Origin of the sequence: Nostoc sp. (assembly GCF_036917195.1) — a bacterium.
In the GTDB taxonomy this organism is placed as follows: Bacteria; Cyanobacteriota; Cyanobacteriia; order Cyanobacteriales; family Nostocaceae; genus Nostoc.
On record NZ_JBALDG010000080.1, the window covers coordinates 147,581 to 163,108 of the forward strand.

14 protein-coding genes are annotated in these 15,528 nt (G+C 41.6%); 9 read left to right on the forward strand and 5 right to left on the reverse strand.

All coding sequences use genetic code 11. The features are described from left to right. Positions 1-152 precede the first annotated feature (152 nt). Both V7K40_RS28755 and V7K40_RS28760 read left to right on the forward strand, forming a co-directional pair. Positions 153-896 (forward strand): methyltransferase domain-containing protein, encoded by a 744-nt coding sequence (locus tag V7K40_RS28755; protein WP_334965809.1) that lies wholly within the window; start codon positions 153-155, stop codon positions 894-896. Positions 897-1,068: 172 nt separating this feature from the next. After that, a complete protein-coding gene (locus V7K40_RS28760; RefSeq protein WP_334965811.1) occupies positions 1,069-2,577 on the forward strand; it encodes an ABC transporter permease subunit in 1,509 nt (502 codons plus the stop codon). A gap of 252 nt (positions 2,578-2,829) precedes the next feature. On the opposite strand, the gene V7K40_RS28765 is transcribed toward V7K40_RS28760, so the two are convergent. Next, entirely contained in the window at positions 2,830-3,738 is a 909-nt protein-coding gene (locus V7K40_RS28765) for a polysaccharide deacetylase family protein (protein WP_334965813.1), read from the reverse strand. A gap of 1,732 nt (positions 3,739-5,470) precedes the next feature. On the opposite strand from V7K40_RS28765, the gene lepB reads away from it, so the two are divergent. Continuing rightward, a complete protein-coding gene (gene lepB, locus V7K40_RS28770; RefSeq protein WP_334965815.1) occupies positions 5,471-6,043 on the forward strand; it encodes a signal peptidase I in 573 nt (190 codons plus the stop codon). A 290-nt stretch (positions 6,044-6,333) separates the two neighbouring features. On the opposite strand, the gene V7K40_RS28775 is transcribed toward lepB, so the two are convergent. Next, entirely contained in the window at positions 6,334-6,867 is a 534-nt protein-coding gene (locus V7K40_RS28775) for a ComEA family DNA-binding protein (protein WP_334965817.1), read from the reverse strand. Positions 6,868-6,881: 14 nt separating this feature from the next. After that, complete coding sequence (locus V7K40_RS28780) at positions 6,882-7,256, reverse strand: NINE protein (RefSeq protein ID WP_273763836.1); 375 nt, start codon at positions 7,254-7,256, stop codon at positions 6,882-6,884. Between the two features lie 349 nt (positions 7,257-7,605). On the opposite strand from V7K40_RS28780, the gene V7K40_RS28785 reads away from it, so the two are divergent. Next, complete coding sequence (locus V7K40_RS28785) at positions 7,606-8,538, forward strand: DnaJ domain-containing protein (RefSeq protein ID WP_334965820.1); 933 nt, start codon at positions 7,606-7,608, stop codon at positions 8,536-8,538. A 126-nt stretch (positions 8,539-8,664) separates the two neighbouring features. Then, the gene (locus V7K40_RS28790; RefSeq protein WP_273763838.1) at positions 8,665-8,988 is read left to right on the forward strand and encodes a DUF1825 family protein; all 324 of its coding nucleotides are present in this window, start codon (positions 8,665-8,667) and stop codon (positions 8,986-8,988) included. 91 nt (positions 8,989-9,079) lie between these two features. Here V7K40_RS28790 and V7K40_RS28795 read toward each other — a convergent pair whose 3' ends face one another. Next, positions 9,080-11,005 (reverse strand): transglycosylase domain-containing protein, encoded by a 1,926-nt coding sequence (locus V7K40_RS28795; RefSeq protein ID WP_334965823.1) that lies wholly within the window; start codon positions 11,003-11,005, stop codon positions 9,080-9,082. A 173-nt stretch (positions 11,006-11,178) separates the two neighbouring features. Between V7K40_RS28795 and tyrS the strand changes: the two genes are divergently transcribed. Genes tyrS through V7K40_RS28810 form a run of 3 tightly spaced genes read left to right on the forward strand, consistent with a single transcriptional unit; the run spans position 11,179 to position 13,865 of the window. Then, positions 11,179-12,369, forward strand: coding sequence for a tyrosine--tRNA ligase (gene tyrS, locus V7K40_RS28800; RefSeq protein ID WP_334965888.1), 1,191 nt, complete (start codon positions 11,179-11,181; stop codon positions 12,367-12,369). 21 nt (positions 12,370-12,390) lie between these two features. Further along, positions 12,391-13,110: an orotidine-5'-phosphate decarboxylase gene (gene pyrF, locus V7K40_RS28805; protein WP_334965825.1), complete on the forward strand. Its 720-nt coding sequence runs from the start codon at positions 12,391-12,393 to the stop codon at positions 13,108-13,110. Further along, on the forward strand, positions 13,107-13,865 hold the full coding sequence (locus V7K40_RS28810) for a hypothetical protein (protein ID WP_334965827.1): 759 nt from the start codon (positions 13,107-13,109) through the stop codon (positions 13,863-13,865). Before pyrF ends, V7K40_RS28810 begins: the two co-directional genes overlap by 4 nt. Here V7K40_RS28810 and V7K40_RS28815 read toward each other — a convergent pair. Next, positions 13,860-14,864 (reverse strand): phosphotransferase, encoded by a 1,005-nt coding sequence (locus V7K40_RS28815; protein ID WP_334965830.1) that lies wholly within the window; start codon positions 14,862-14,864, stop codon positions 13,860-13,862. The genes V7K40_RS28810 and V7K40_RS28815 overlap by 6 nt on opposite strands. Before the next feature lie 250 nt (positions 14,865-15,114). Here V7K40_RS28815 and V7K40_RS28820 point away from each other — a divergent pair, with 250 nt between their 5' ends. Next, on the forward strand, positions 15,115-15,381 hold the full coding sequence (locus V7K40_RS28820; RefSeq protein ID WP_273769630.1) for a DUF370 domain-containing protein: 267 nt from the start codon (positions 15,115-15,117) through the stop codon (positions 15,379-15,381). Positions 15,382-15,528 lie beyond the last annotated feature (147 nt).

The window sequence follows — 15,528 nt, forward strand, 5'->3', positions numbered from 1 at the left end:
TGCCAACAATCCGATGTGCCCAACCGTTAAATAAGTAGAATTACTTGTAAAATAGTCAAGCAGGCGAGAAATTTACCCACCACTAGAACCTTAGTGAGAAGGTAGTTTACAAGTTTCTGCTCTTAACACCATTCATTTAACATCCATACAATATGGAAGATAATTACCCTGAGCGCAAAATGTCTGAAGAAGAACGTTTTCAATCAGACTATTTTTCCTACTTTGAACAGCCGGAAAATGCTACCCGTTATACACTCTTCATTGATTTTTTAGAGGATGCTTTTAAAGAAAGGTCATTCTCTTTGTTGGATCTGGGCTGTGGGAATGGGGCTTTGCTCAAATATCTACCTTCTCAATGCGACTATGTTGGCGTAGATCACAGTGAATATGCCATTAAATACTGTTTAAACCTATACCCTAATAGAACCTTTATATGCGAAGACTTATGGGTATTTCTGCGTCAACTTGCTACAGAAAATAAAAAGTTTGATGCAGTGGTGCTATGCGGGATGATATATCATACCGTTGATAAGGAAAGCCAACAACACAAGGATGAGCAGGAAATTATTCAATTTTGTCTGGACAAGATAATAAGCCACAAAGGATATGTGGTGATAATTGTGGGACTTAATTATGGCAACCATCCAGATCATAACCTGTTTGTTCGAGCGGAATGGTTATATAAGTTAGTAGAAAAAATGCTGGAAACTGCAAAAGCAAACATTGTTTACGAAAATCTGTCCCTACAGATTGGCTTGGAAGAAAAAATTGCACAGCAAAAAGTGATTCCTGACTGGTTTGTTCAGGATAGCTCAACTGATTATTCAAGTAAGTTCGCGGGAACATATATGGCAAGTTGGACATTTATTGCCTCTCCCTCATGTGTGACAGGTTAAAAATAGTTGATAAAATTTGACTGCGATCGCAGGAATTATGCTTAACTAGTCAAAAACTCGGTTTCTTTAACCTAGTTTTTTGTATACGATTTGTTGTCTCGAAATTCATCACCTGAAGGAATGAGCAATTATCCTTTGAATGAAATGGAGAGATGAGAAAAATCTAAAAAATATGGCTCGATTGACTGTTATCCGTTGGCTAATTCTTGGCTTAAGCTGTTTATTTCTGCTTTCAGGTTGTAGTTTCACAAACGGTTCCACTGCTGGTAAAACACTTACGGTGGCAGTAGAACCTACGTTTCCACCTTTCGAGTTTCAATCTGCAACTAGTGAGTTGCAGGGTTTTGACGTTGACTTGATGAATGCGATCGCGCAATCTGCTGGCTTTCAAGTTAAGTACCAAAATATGCCCTTTGCTGGTATGATTCCCGCATTGCAGACGCAAACTGTAGATGCGGCAGTTGCAGCGATGACGATTACTGCCCAAAGAGCGAAGATAATTTCCTTCTCGCGTCCTTACTTCAAATCTGGTTTAGCGATCGCCACCCGCATAGACAATCAAAATATTACCAATTTCGACAGTCTTAAAAACAAGATTATTGGTGTGCAAATTGGAACTACCGGCGCACTCAAGGCTAAAAATCTTCCAGGATCTGAAATTCGCACTTTTAATGATTCACCCTTAACTCTTCAGGCATTAATCAACGGTAATGTCGATGCCGTTCTTAACGATCAAGTCGTTATCTTATACGGCATAAAGAGTGGCAACCTGAACCGACTCAAAGTAGTCAGCAGTCTGCTTACAGAAGAATTTTATGGCTTTCCCACACCCAAAGGATCGCCTAACCTAGACCTGATTAACCAAGGTCTGGCAACGGTGCTAAAAAATGGTACTTACGCCCAAATTTACCAAAAATGGTTTGGTATTCAACCGCCACAACTCCCAGAAAAATCGCCTATTGAAAACCAGACTAGCAAAAAAGGCGTATCTGAGCTATTTACCTCACTAAGTATCATTTTCAAGTCACTACCCGTCCTGCTGAGTGGGGCTTTGGTGACTCTTGAACTCACAACACTTTCAGTATTGCTGGGAATACTTGGTGGTTCACTGATTGGGATTGTTCGCCTTTCTCCTGCTTTGCCTTTGCGTTTTTGTGCCGGGGCATATGTGGATTTTTTCAGGGGAACGCCGTTGCTGGTGCAGATTTTTATGATTTACTTTGGGTTGCCTGCTTTAGCCCAAACTTTTGGTTTCACTTTGAATTTAAATCGTCTGGCGGCAGCGGTGATTGCATTAAGTCTCAATAGCGCTGCCTACATTGCGGAAATTGTCCGCGCAGGTATCCAATCAATTGAGCCAGGGCAAGCAGAAGCTTCTCAATCACTAGGCTTGAGTTCAGTGCAAACGATGCGCTATGTGATCTTTCCTCAAGCCCTGCGGCGGATGCTGCCACCCCTTGGCAATCAATTCATTAGCCTGCTCAAAGACACTAGCTTAGTTGCCGTCATCGGCTTTGAAGAGTTGTTCCGCAAGGGGCAGCTGATTGTAGCAGAAAGCTATCGCTCATTTGAGGTTTACGCCACAGTTGCCTTGGTTTATTTATTTCTGACGCTGCTTTTTTCCCAAGCGTTTAGTCGCTGGGAGCGATCGCTCAATCCTATTAAAAAACAGAGTAAGTGAAAAAGGATATACAAAAGAGAGGTGTTTTACAACTCATTTAGGACTACTATAGAGAAGCTGACTTTATTATTCATGCCTCTCCATCGCTGGGTTAAACCATCATCTAAATAACCAACATTATTCATCAACTTTTAAGTTGATTTGTTTTTTAGGTTTGCATTAGTAACTAGTCTAAACTCAAGTTACAAATAATGTATCTTAACTAAAAAACATAATTTTAGTTTTTAGCCAATTACCGATAATTAATAATTATTACTTTTTGTTAACGAGCAACTTTTGGTCTGTATCTTCTATTTGTAAAAGTTCTGGAATAGTAACAAAGTGATAGCCTTGCTTTCTAAAATAGCTAATAATTTCTGGTAAAGCTTGTACAGTTCTGGAACGGTTACCACCACCATCATGCATTAGCACAATACCACCAGGTTTGGAATCTTTAATCACGTTATTGATCAACTTTGGTACAGCTGGTAATTTGTAGTCTGTGGAGTCAGCTGACCACATCACTACAGTATATTTCTGCCCTTTAGCATAAGCAGCTAATCCATTGTGCATGATGCCACCAGGCGGTCGGAACAGATTTGTTTTAGCACCTGTAACTTGAGAAATTAAGTCTGTTGTGTGATCAATTTCATAAGCTGCTGCTTGTTGATTAAAGAAGTGATACCAGTGATGCCAAGTATGGTTGGCAATGACGTGACCTTGAGCGACAATTTGCTTTCCTATTTCTGGATAATTTTTTAGGTTCTGCCCGACGACAAAAAACGTCCCTTTGATATTATTTGATTTCAGAATATTTAGCACTTGCTCTGTGCTCTGAGGCCAAGGGCCATCATCAAAGGTGAGAGCAATCACTTTTTCACCCTGAGTGAGTTTTGCGGCTGCAATTATTGCCCCTTGAAAACGTGGTGGTATAGCGTAGGATAGTCCTTTTGTTTGTGCTTCTTCCTGCCAAATTGTAAGCATCGCCGCCTTTAATTTCTCAATGCGCTGCTGAGTTCCTACGTTTGCAGCTACATCCTTTACATTTATACTTTGTCTACTCTGAGCCTCCGAAGCATTTGGCCTTAGAAGCATCATGAAAGCAACGCTAAAAACACCACCTAAGGCAAGCAACGCAATTAATATTCCTTCTGGCCACAGAAACGATTTATTGTTTTCCACCTCATAGCTCCTTCAAAGATCGAACCATCAACCTCGGTTATGACGGTACGTTATAGCATATTTTTTTAGATATTTAGATACCAGTTACTTTCTGGTAATCCTGAAAATTGGAATTAGGACTAACGGAAATTTAGAATCGAGAAGACAGACTATACGGCTTTAACTGAAATCTAGATGCTCTAGATTTGGACGAACGCTTATACAATACTTGGTACTATCTAATATCAACCCATTCATCAAAGGCAAGGTCTGCACTTCCACATTTTTACCGCTAGCTTTAAGAAGGAGCACAATTAGACAATTAATCACACCCCAAAACCCTCTTAATAGAGTTCTGAATTAGTTACTACCTTTCACTTCACTGGTAAGGCAGCATTATCCTTTCAAGTTTTATAGCTTTACAAATAAGATGAACTCAACTTTCGTACCAACAATTTGCACTTACTTTTTACAAGTTGAAGTTTTATCGTCAGACTTTTTGAAAGTAAAGTTGTATAATTTACAACTTAGTGAATTATTTGATTAACATCCAAAACTACTTATAAGGGGCGAGGTATCTTTCAAACAAGAGGCTAGTAAACTATTAGTTCTATTCTTGATAAGATGTATTCTACTGCTTGCTGTGATTGCTTCCTTTTTAAGAAAAAGTTAAATTTCCAACTGACAGAATGTTACCTTGTACTTTCTCTGAAATAGACTGACGAAAATTGATTGAATATAGTTTCTCATTGCCAAGGGGCACTTATTTGTTAATTTAGATACTTTTGACTCATTCAGCAAAAATAATTTTATCGGCAGTTTAGTTCTATTTTTGATACTCATACTTTAGTCTAAATTGCTAGTGGCTTTTTGTCTGTTAATGTTTTTCTAGATAATTAAAAAAATTTATATCTTAATTATATAGTACAATTTCATCTGCACTGTCACCGTGTAATTACGGAAAATAATTTCATATATAATAGGCAAGTTGTTAAAATCGTAACAATCCAAGTTGCTAGTTATCAAAAAACGCATATTTTTAAGTACACAATTGGAAAACTTAGTATTTAAAAGTACTAAAAATCAATGTTTTTGTCAGATGCTAATACCATCTGGGGCACTAATTAGTAACTTACGTTAATAGTATGGCATCTATCTATTGAACCATTAAATTCTATATTTAAATGTAATATTTTTTACTACTAGCACCTAATAAAGCTAAATTTTTGTATTTAAAAATACATTAAGATTTTAAGATTTATGTAATAAAACTTAAAAATACAGATCAAAATATATTTTCTTTTAACTCAGCCTCCACTAAGACTACCCTGTGCCTTTTTTCGTAAAAGTAAAGCAGATATTGTCAGACATGTGGTAGACTGCTTTGCCATCCAACGACCAATTTTCTGCTTAAAGAAAAAACCGACTGGCTGTATCGCTCTACTAATTGGTAACTAACTTTTTTAGCAGCAGAAAGCAAAACTGAAAATTATCTAATAACTTGCCTTATAATTGCAGCAATTAGAATTAGGATTTTTAATTATTTATCTAGTAATCCTAATCGTTAGCTTATATTGCCTGAGACAGGTCATGCTTTATTTACAGTACTTTTGCTTGTCTTCGGTAGATGGGATAACTGTATTATTTAATATCTGTATGGGTTTATGCAGTACCCAGCTTGTTTATTAGTATACCTTTTGAGTCAAAATAATCAAGGTATTTGTCCCACTTCTGAAACTGGCTAGAAACTTTTATGATTCCTCACGAAAGTGATGTAAAACAAGAGCGTGCGTCGTTAAAAGTATGGCGTAGTTGGCAAGAAAATCTGATTTTAATTGCGATCGCATTGTGTTTGGCATTCGTGATCCGGACTTTTATCGCCGAACCCCGCTTTATACCTTCTGATTCGATGTTGCCTACCTTACATACTGGCGATCGCTTGGTAGTTGAAAAAATCTCTTACCATTTTCACCCTCCGATAACTGGGGATATTATTGTTTTTCAGCCACCTGCAGAACTACAACGTCGAGGATATCCCAAAGACCAAGCCTTCATCAAGCGGGTTATTGGCAAGTCTGGTGAGGTAATTAGTGTTGCTTCTGGCAAAGTCTATCTCAACGGTCAACCCTTGGCAGAAGACTACATCGCTGAACCACCAAATCAACCATATCGACCAGTGAAAGTTCCAGAAGATGAGTTTTTTGTTATGGGCGATAACCGCAACGATAGCAATGACTCTCGCTATTGGGGCTTTTTACCCAGAAAAAATATCATCGGTCGAGCAACATTTCGCTTTTGGCCTCTTGATCGCATTGGGTTCATTTAATCAATTTTGGATTTTATATTTTAGATTTTTCCTTCAATCCCTTCGGGTGACGCTCGAAGACTCGCTAACGCTGCGCTAACAGCAGTCGCTCATGGGGAGCCACTGCGGTCTTGGGGTCTCCCCAAGTGAAGCAAGTGGCGTGGAGACCCCCATCGCCCTTGGCGTCTCCCCTTGGGAGAAGAACGCGTTGCTTCACCAAAATCCAAGTTGCGCTGTCAGCACACCAAAGGTGCGACCCAAAATCTAAAATTGGCAGAGTTAGGAGTTATTTTAAAACTCTAACTTTTAATTTAAAACCTTAAATAATACATCATCTGAGCGATCGCATCACCAGGTAACTCCAACCGCCGCTGGAAATCAGCCAGGTTACGATAAGGCCCAACTGATTGCCGATTTTGTACTACTGCTTGTGCTAAAGACAAATCTATAAATGGAATTTGTGCTAACTTTTCAACTGTTGCTGTATTCGGATTGACTAAATGGGTCGGATTTTCTAAAGATTCGTGGTCATAATAAATAAAATTCAGCAGAGGCTTTAATGGCTCTAGCCGCGGCGCTGGTATAGCCAAAGCCGCAGCGATGTCTTCAATACAGTAAAATTTAACACCCGAACGCGAAAGTTCTACAAGCGATCGCGCTTGGTGAATTGACAAACCTGGTAAACGTAACCAATCATCTACAGTCGCTTGATTAGCATCAATCCGAATACCTAATTTTGCCGCTATCTGAATTTCTTCCCCAGATTGTAAGCGATAGTAAGGATCGTTGAGGAGCTTGGCCCGGAGTTTTTGCAACCTTGAGTTTAAAGGTAGCCAGTTATTCATGATTGTCGCTTACCTCAAGAAATCTGGTCTAGCAATTGGCGGCGCTTTTGCTCAAACTCATACTCTGAAATCAGTCCATCCTGGCGCAGAGCATCTAATTCACGCATTGCGTCAGCGATCGCTCCTACCTGATTACTCACCCCCTGTAAGTTCCTTGCCGCTGACTTGCCTAGATTAAAATTACGATCAAAAGCTTCTTCGTCTTGGGCTAAATACCAAACTCCCTCAATGGCACTAGCTACCTTGGGGATAGGCGTCCAGGAAAGCAAAACATACAAAACACCCCACAGAGGCTGTCCCAAATAAAATTTATGCAATCCTGAAATTGTCAGCGTGCCAGAAAAAGCTAAAACAGCGGCAACGCTTCGGCTTTTGCGCTTAGTCAACATATTTATAATAAATCTACCATTACCACAGTTTCTACAACAAGATAGCCATAAGCCATTCAAAATTCAAAATGTTTGCGTAGCGTTTCGTAAAGCCTGCGGCATAGCTACGCTTAGGGCGCAGTTTTTTGTAGAGAAGAGAAGAAATACAACTCTGGTAATAATCATCCTGGCTATATTGCCAAATTTTTACTTACCAGTGATCATATAAATTCATTTTAGTCAACTACCGTGCCTTGCCCTTCAGTCCCACGCACAATTTAGTCTTTGAATAAATTTGAGTAAGTTTCACATGACTATGCATTCAGCTTTGATGCTAATTTTAAGTTTTTAACGGATCAAGATTACTACGATGTCACAGACCTTTCTACCGCCAAAATGGCTTGAACAGCTTTGTGATCCTTACGCTGTGCTAGGAATTTCTGTGAGTGCTGATGATCGTCAGGTTTGCAAACGCTATCACACTTTAGCGAAGTTTCTCCATCCTGATCGCTATACCAAAAGCAGTAATCCCGACCAAGAATTAGCAACGGCAATATTTAGCCGTTTAATCAATCCAGCTTATGAACACCTGAAACATCGGCACAAGCGCTTGATTGCCATAGCCATGCTGCGATCAGACGCAAGAGCCTTACAGCAGCAAGCTTTGTCTTCTCAAAGTGCCATCGCTGAGGAAATTATGGAAATGTCTCCACCCCAAGCAGAATTGTTTTACGAAGAAGCGATCGCCTGCTATGCAGAAGCTCAATACAAATCACTACATGAGTTTTATCAGGTGACGCAACAGATTAGTATACTGAATTTAGTTTACTTACGGTTGCATAAACCAGACCTATCACTACCGCAAAAAGCTGTTCCCATCATCCCTGAGGTAGAAGTCAAGCCAGTTCAATTGACATTAGATGAAAAAACTAATGTAAAACCATTTTTGACAGACTACGCTCAACGTCATTACCAGCGAGCTATTGAGTACGTCAGATTAGCTAACTGGACGTTAGCTGTACAAGAACTGCGTGATGCCATCAAGTTAGAGCCAAATAACAGCGACTTTTATGCCTTATTAGGTTTGGTACATATCCAACAGAAATTTCTAGGGATGGCTAGGGTTTACATCCGTCAAGCATTAAAACTGAACCCGCAAAATTCACTAGCTTTGAAATACGCTCCCAAACTGAAAATTCAACCGCGTGAAAACACCAATCCTAAATCAATAGCTAAAGCTATGAGTATTGCAGCTTTATTAAGTCGATTTACACAGGGGAAAGCTTCTCAAGTCAAGTGTTGAAATTTCGGTAAAAAACCGTGCTACAACCGAAGCTTTGTTATTAAATTACTCCTCTAGACTAAAATAATAAATAGAAGTAAAACTATTAAGCTACTGGGTCTGGGCGCTCAGTTTAATATAAGCAATATGGGATTCTTCGATTCCGAGATAGTTCAGCAAGAAGCAAAACAGCTGTTTGACAATTATCAAGCGCTGATCAAGCTTGGTAACGGCTACGGCAAATTTGACCGCGAGGGCAAAAAGGTGTTTATTGAGCAAATGGAAGCCATGATGGATCGGTATCGCATCTTTATGAAGCGCTTCGAGCTATCAGAAGATTTTATGGCACAAATGACAGTAGAGCAGCTGAAAACCCAATTAGGTCAGTTTGGTGTCACTCCGCAACAAATGTTTGACCAAATGCACCTCACTTTAGAACGGATGAAAGCCGAGCTAGAAAAACAGGTCTAGTCAATTTTAGATTTTAGATTTTGGATTAATTGCCAATCCAAAATCTAAGTTGCGCTGTCAGCGCACCAAAGGCGCGACCTAAAATCTAAAATTATTGTGACTTGGGGCGAGAAAACTGGGAAGTTGACTTAAAGTTTTCTACTGGTACATTCTTTAGTGCCTTCTGCATAAAATCTTTCCAGATTGGAGCGACCATAACACCACCTGTTGCATGGTCAGCTAATTGTTTGTTGTCGTCTCTCCCTACCCAGACAGCAGTTGTTAACTGTGGCACAGTACCAACAAACCAAATATCTTTTTCTGATGATGTTGTTCCCGTCTTGCCTGCGGCTGGGCGACCTATAGCAGCACCTTTACCAGTACCTTCAGTAATTACCGATCGCATCACATCGAGAATTGCTGCTGATGCCCAAGGATCGAGAACTAGCTGAGGCTTGGGAGTATTGTCTAGCAAGACGTTACCACTACTATCAGTGACACGGGCAATTACAGTTGGTGGTGACTGCCAGCCATAATTAGCAAAGGTAGCATAGGCACTAGCCATTTCCAAAGGTGTGACACCAATTGCACCAAGAGGCAGGGAGCTAACAGGTTCCATCGGACTCATAATGCCCAAGGTACGACAAGTTTCGATCACTCTATTCATCCCTACAGCCTTACCAACCTTGATTACAGGAATGTTGCGTGACTGAGCTATAGCTGTGCGGATTGGCATCGCTCCTCTAAAAGTGCCATCATAATTTCTAGGAAAGTACCAACCGTTACCATCTCGATAGCTGACTGGAGCATCTACCACCGTTGAGTCTGGCCCATACTTACCAGTAGCGAAAGCAGTATAATATACAAACGGTTTAAAAGATGATCCGGGCTGGCGTTGAGCTTGAGTTGCACGATTGAATTCACTGGTCTTAGGATCTATACCGCCCACCAGGGCTTTGATAAAATGTGTGCGCGGATCAATTGCCACCAGAGCCATTTGATTCTTAGATAATCCTTGCTCTAAAAGTGTTTTATGCCACTTGGTGACGGTTTCCTCTGCCATCACTTGGAAGTTGGCGTCAACCGTAGTTTGCACCCGCATCCCGCCTTTGAGTAGTGTCTCACGCCCAAACTTTTTAGCCAATTCCTGCGCTACGGTATTGGTTACATAAGGTAGGGCACTACCTTGAAAGGATTTGATTTTACCAAGTTTGATTTCTTGCTTGAGCGCATTGTCGTACTCTGACTGGTTGATCCAGTTTAATTCCAGCATCCGTCCTAGCACTTCTTTTTGTTTCTGTTTTGCCAGCTTCATGCTCACAAACGGGCTGAATTCTTCTGGTGCTTGGATCAAACCCGCCATCATTGCTGACTCACCCAAGGTTAAATATTCTGCTGACTTATTAAAGTAACTGCGGGCTGCCGTTTGTACACCATAATTGTTATGACCCCAATAAACTTGATTGAGGTACATTTCTAAAATTTGGTCTTTGGTGAGAATTTGCTCTAACCGGATTGCCAGCACCCCCTCCGCTAACTTCCGGGTAAAGGCACGCTTGTGAGATAAAAACAGGTTTTTTACCAATTGCATAGTAACAGTAGAGCCACCTTCTCGGACTCCACCCGCTACAGCGTTAACTACTACAGCCCGGCCAACACCAGTGGGGTTAATACCGTGGTGATCGTAGAAGTGGCTATCTTCACTTGCTAATACCGCCCGTTTTAAATTCGGGGAAATTCTATCCAGGGGTACGACTTCCCGGTTGGCTTCCCCGTGGATACTCGTTAAAAGTTTACCCTTAACGTCATAGATGTAAGTTGTTTCTGAGGGAAAGAAGTTACGTAGCTGTCTCACATCTGGCAAATTACGGAAACTAATGGCTAAACCAACCAGTCCTCCGGCTACAATGGAACTTGCCAGCATGGTGATTGAGAGGAGAGTACCGCCAGTTACCTGACCGACTCCTTTCAAAAACTCAAAACCTGATGAAGCCCGACGTTGTGGCTGTTTATCTTCAAAAGTCCTAGAAGACGACACGGCGATTTCACTTCCTCATTTGTAAAGTTAACTGTAATTGATTGGACGAAGCAAGGCGGTTAATTTTTTGCAATTATAGTAGTTTGGCAGATGAGAAAGCGGATAAATTGCAAGTGTTTATAACCAACTTAACTTCTAATGTGCAAAACATAGCTAATAATGAATTTTCTAGTATGACGCAAGATTTGGCTTGGCTGCGTCGTGGTGTAGTAGAAGTTTTCCCACAACCAGTTGATGTTAACAGTGAAAGTCTAGAAAAGCGCTTGGTAACTACAAACCAACCTTTGAGGATCAAGTTGGGGATTGACCCTACGGGTACTGATATTCATCTCGGTCATAGCATACCAGTACGGAAACTGCGAGCGTTTCAAGATGCAGGCCATATAGCAGTTCTGATTATTGGCGATTTTACAGCACGCATTGGTGATCCGACTGGGAAATCTGAAGTCCGCCGTCAGCTTACAGAAGCAGATGTAGCGCACAATGCTCAGACTTATCTTGACCAAGTACGTCCTATCTTGGATTTTGACACACCAGGAAGGTTAGAGGTGCGTTATAACTCCGAATGGCTCTCTGGGCTAAACTTAGAGAAAATTTTGGAGTTACTCTCCACGATGACGGTGGGGCAGATGTTGGCTAAGGAAGGATTTGCCGATCGCTATAAAAAAGAGAATCCGATTTTTATCCATGAGTTCCTATACCCGTTAATGCAAGGTTTTGATTCCGTTGCCGTTGAAGCAGATGTGGAATTGGGAGGGACTGATCAGAAATTTAACATTGCTGTGGGCAGAGATTTGCAGCGCCATTTTGGTCAAAAGCCCCAGTTTGGGATGCTGCTGCCAATTTTGATTGGCACGGATGGGGTGCAAAAAATGTCCAAGTCTTTAGGTAATTATATCGGGTTGTCGGAACATCCAGCACAAAAGTATCAAAAGTTACAAGGAGTTCCCGATCATCTGCTGGAGCAGTATTTTGAACTGTTGACGGATTTAACTTTGGATAATTTGCCAGAAAATCCCCGCGATCGCCAAACACTTTTAGCATGGGAAGTTGTCAAACAGTACCACGGCGAAACAGCAGCCCAAGAGGCAAAAGAAGCAGCCCAAAGCGGCGGAAAGGAAGGTGTAGTTCCAGAATTTTCTCTAGCTGACGTGCAGCAGTTTCCTACTAAGTTAGCGTATATTCTCAATGTCACTGGCTTATGCAAAAGTACTGGTGAAGGAAAGCGGAAAATTCAAGAAGGTGGCGTGCGCCTAGATGGCGATCGCATGACTGATGTTGATACTACTTTTGCTGATCCGGCTGAGTTACAAGGTAAGGTTTTACAAGTTGGGAAAAATAAGTTTGTGCGCTTAGTGCCTTAAATGGGGAATGGTAAACCAGAGATGAACGCAGAACGAAAAATTATTGTGCCTTTAGATGTGCCAAATGAGGAAAGTGCGATCGCTCTTGTAAATCAACTCCCGCAAGTGGTTTGGTGGAAGGTAGGCTTAGAGTTGTTTACCAGTACTGGCCCGAAAATTCTAAAAGTGCTAAAGTCTCGGCAAAAACGCATCTTCCTGGATTTAAAGTTTCACGATATCCCTAACACAGTCGCTGGTGCAAGTCGTAGTGCAGCTAGTTATGGCGTGGATTTGTTGACAATTCATGCTACATGTGGTATGAATGCTCTCAAAGCTGCAAGAGAAGCGGCAGAAGAAGGGGCAGCCCAAGCAGGGGTAAAACCGCCTAAATTAATCGCTATTACTTTGTTAACGAGCATTTCTGCAAGACAGCTGGCGTTTGATTTAAAGATTCCTTTAGAATTACCAGAATACGCCCTAGAAATGGCATTGCTGGCTCAAGAGGCAGGATTCGATGGGGCAGTTTGTTCGCCTCAAGAAGTGGCACAACTACGGCAAGCTTGTGGAGATGACTTTTTGTTAGTTTGTCCGGGGGTTAGACCAACGTGGGCAGATAAAGGTGATCAAAAGCGATCGCTCACCCCAGCACAAGCAATCATTGCTGGTGCAGATTATCTAGTGATTGGGCGTCCCATTACTACTGCTACTGAGCCGGAGTTAGCCTGGAAGAGGATTTCTGAGGAGTTAACCACGGTGGCATGAAGCTAAAAGTCAGTGAGAAACCGGGGGATAGAGTGCAGGGTGTAGGGGAGAACAATCTTACCTCTTCGCTCACGAAGAAAAATTATAATTGGCTTTTAGCTTGTGGCTTCTGGGTTTTAGGATCAAATAGCCTTGCTTACCCAGCGTTATCGATAAACCTCACCCCTAAACCCTCTGTGCTAGCACAAAGGGAAAATGTCAACAGTGGGGCAAGGTCTTTGTGTTCTGAGCAAAATTTAGAAACATTTACTATACAGCTACTGGAAGATTTACCTAGTTATACCAATCGCGTTAGTCAACGTGCCCGCCGCCTCAGTAGAAGCAGTGATGTTTACAGTTATATGTTAGTGGCTGGAAGACCTGAGTTTACTCCTCTGCCCCTTAACCTTGAAGAATATAGTACAGACGCGCCTAAAAGCTCTGCATCAGGAGTTGAGCAAGTTTTCTTTACTACCTTGGAGCGGCAGTACATAGGAAAGAAAGCGGTAGAATTGCAGGAATTCCACTGGCTGTTGTTGACTAAAACTAAAACTGGTTGGCGTTTAGTGATGATGTTTTCTCAAATTGGTTCCCATTCAGCACAGCAGCCACTATCTCCGCCACGCGATAGTAGTAACGGCACTGTTGCCCAAGCGGTTAATACTTGGTTACGCGATTGTGAAGCTGGAAGTGTACGACGGATGCATACTGTGAATATGGGAGATAAAATTGAACTTCCTCGAACTCACGTTAATATCAAACCAAAACAGCTATGACTCGAACAAAAATGCTTCGCTCTGAAGATATTTGCTACATAACCTCTCAGTAACGTAGGGTACAGTTTCTAACAAGTAATCGTGTTCATTTGGCTGCGACGCCAAAAAAGCAAAATTGTTTAGCGTTGCTCCGAGAAAGAACGCCTCCAAGCTCCTCTGATACTTATTAGGCAGTTGACGCACGCTTTGATAACCACTAAGGAACGATTTACGGTTTTCGGGAAACAGATGCAACAGGGTATGGGCAATGTCACAAAGGTAGTAGCCAAAGCCACAACAGGAAAAGTCGATGGGCCGCGCCTCACCTGCATAAAAGATGTAATTATTTTCATTCAGGTCTGCGTGAATCAAACCCCAATTGGTGGGTGTTTTTTCTAGTGCTGTCATCACATTACTAATTTGCTGAACCACATTCTCAAGCACAGCGAAATCAGTAACAGATATCGTACCAGTATCTACTAGCGCTCGCAGCTCCATGAGTGAGGCGTGTAGTTGCTCCCAGTCGTATTTTGGTCGCGTGAAGCCTGAAGGCAATTCCCAAAGGCTGGCGTGCTGGTGCAACTGAGCCATAAGTTCCCCGACTTGCCTAGCCTGCGTCGGTGTAGGTTCGCTGTCAAGGGGTGAACCATTGACCCAGTTTAGTAGCGTACAGTTGAGTGTTGCGCTGCTATCATCAATTGCTACAGAGGTAATGAAAGTGCCACTGAGGTTCTGCAAGGGGTATGGGACGACCAAATCAGTATCTTGATGCAAAGCAATCAGCCACATGAGTTCCGACTCAATGATGGCGTGTTGTTGCCAGATCCGATCGCAAAACTGAGCCAGCGGATAATGAATACGGAGTACTTTAAAAGTAGCAGAATTTTCACCATCCCTAGTGTCAACGCGAAACGTCACATTTTCGCTATGACCCAAGAATACCAATTCATCTGTACCGACATTGTACTGAGCCAGCGCAGTTAGAGCGAGGCGATTCCAATCGATTTTACCGTAGATCAATTTCTGAGTCAGATACTTATTTAAAACAAAATAAATTTACATCACCTAACTAGCTTATATCAGTGAAATTACGCCTATATCTTTAGGTATATTTTCAGGAAATATAGCTGAGAAACAGCGAAAAAAAGCAGACATTATTTAAAAACGAAGGCTGGCTTGAATTTAAGCGTTGTGACTCCCGTTTTTTGGCGATAACATGGGAATAAGTTTATTTCATGCTTCTCACACCACGTTTGGCGTCAGTTTTTTTATGGAGATTCAGTTAATCAACATCGGCTTTGGTAACATCGTGTCTGCCAACCGAGTAGTTGCCATTGTCAGTCCAGAGTCTGCTCCAATTAAGCGGATTATTACCGATGCACGGGACAGAGGTCAACTGATTGATGCAACTTACGGGCGTCGGACTAGAGCTGTAATTATCACCGATTCCAGCCATATAATTTTGTCAGCGATTCAGCCGGAAACGGTAGCGAATCGCTTTGTGATTTCCCGCGATCATCAGACTGTAGATAATTGATTAGCAGTGGGTTATTCTGACTCTTCTTTGCACCATATCAGCAGTACCATGTGAATTATATAAGTTTTCTCTCACTCATGCTAGAAATTCTTTAGTCAATAGTGGACTTGGCCAAGAACACAAGACTAATGAATAATATCTATTGAT

Coding starts and splice junctions, on each gene's coding strand:
- V7K40_RS28755 (WP_334965809.1), top strand. CDS start 153: ATGGAAGATAATTACCCTGAGCGCAAAATGTCTGAAGAAGAACGTTTT.
- V7K40_RS28760 (WP_334965811.1), top strand. CDS start 1,069: ATGGCTCGATTGACTGTTATCCGTTGGCTAATTCTTGGCTTAAGCTGT.
- lepB (WP_334965815.1), top strand. CDS start 5,471: ATGATTCCTCACGAAAGTGATGTAAAACAAGAGCGTGCGTCGTTAAAA.
- V7K40_RS28775 (WP_334965817.1), bottom strand. CDS start 6,867: ATGAATAACTGGCTACCTTTAAACTCAAGGTTGCAAAAACTCCGGGCC.
- V7K40_RS28780 (WP_273763836.1), bottom strand. CDS start 7,256: ATGTTGACTAAGCGCAAAAGCCGAAGCGTTGCCGCTGTTTTAGCTTTT.
- V7K40_RS28785 (WP_334965820.1), top strand. CDS start 7,606: ATGTCACAGACCTTTCTACCGCCAAAATGGCTTGAACAGCTTTGTGAT.
- V7K40_RS28790 (WP_273763838.1), top strand. CDS start 8,665: ATGGGATTCTTCGATTCCGAGATAGTTCAGCAAGAAGCAAAACAGCTG.
- tyrS (WP_334965888.1), top strand. CDS start 11,179: ATGACGCAAGATTTGGCTTGGCTGCGTCGTGGTGTAGTAGAAGTTTTC.
- pyrF (WP_334965825.1), top strand. CDS start 12,391: ATGAACGCAGAACGAAAAATTATTGTGCCTTTAGATGTGCCAAATGAG.
- V7K40_RS28810 (WP_334965827.1), top strand. CDS start 13,107: ATGAAGCTAAAAGTCAGTGAGAAACCGGGGGATAGAGTGCAGGGTGTA.
- V7K40_RS28820 (WP_273769630.1), top strand. CDS start 15,115: ATGGAGATTCAGTTAATCAACATCGGCTTTGGTAACATCGTGTCTGCC.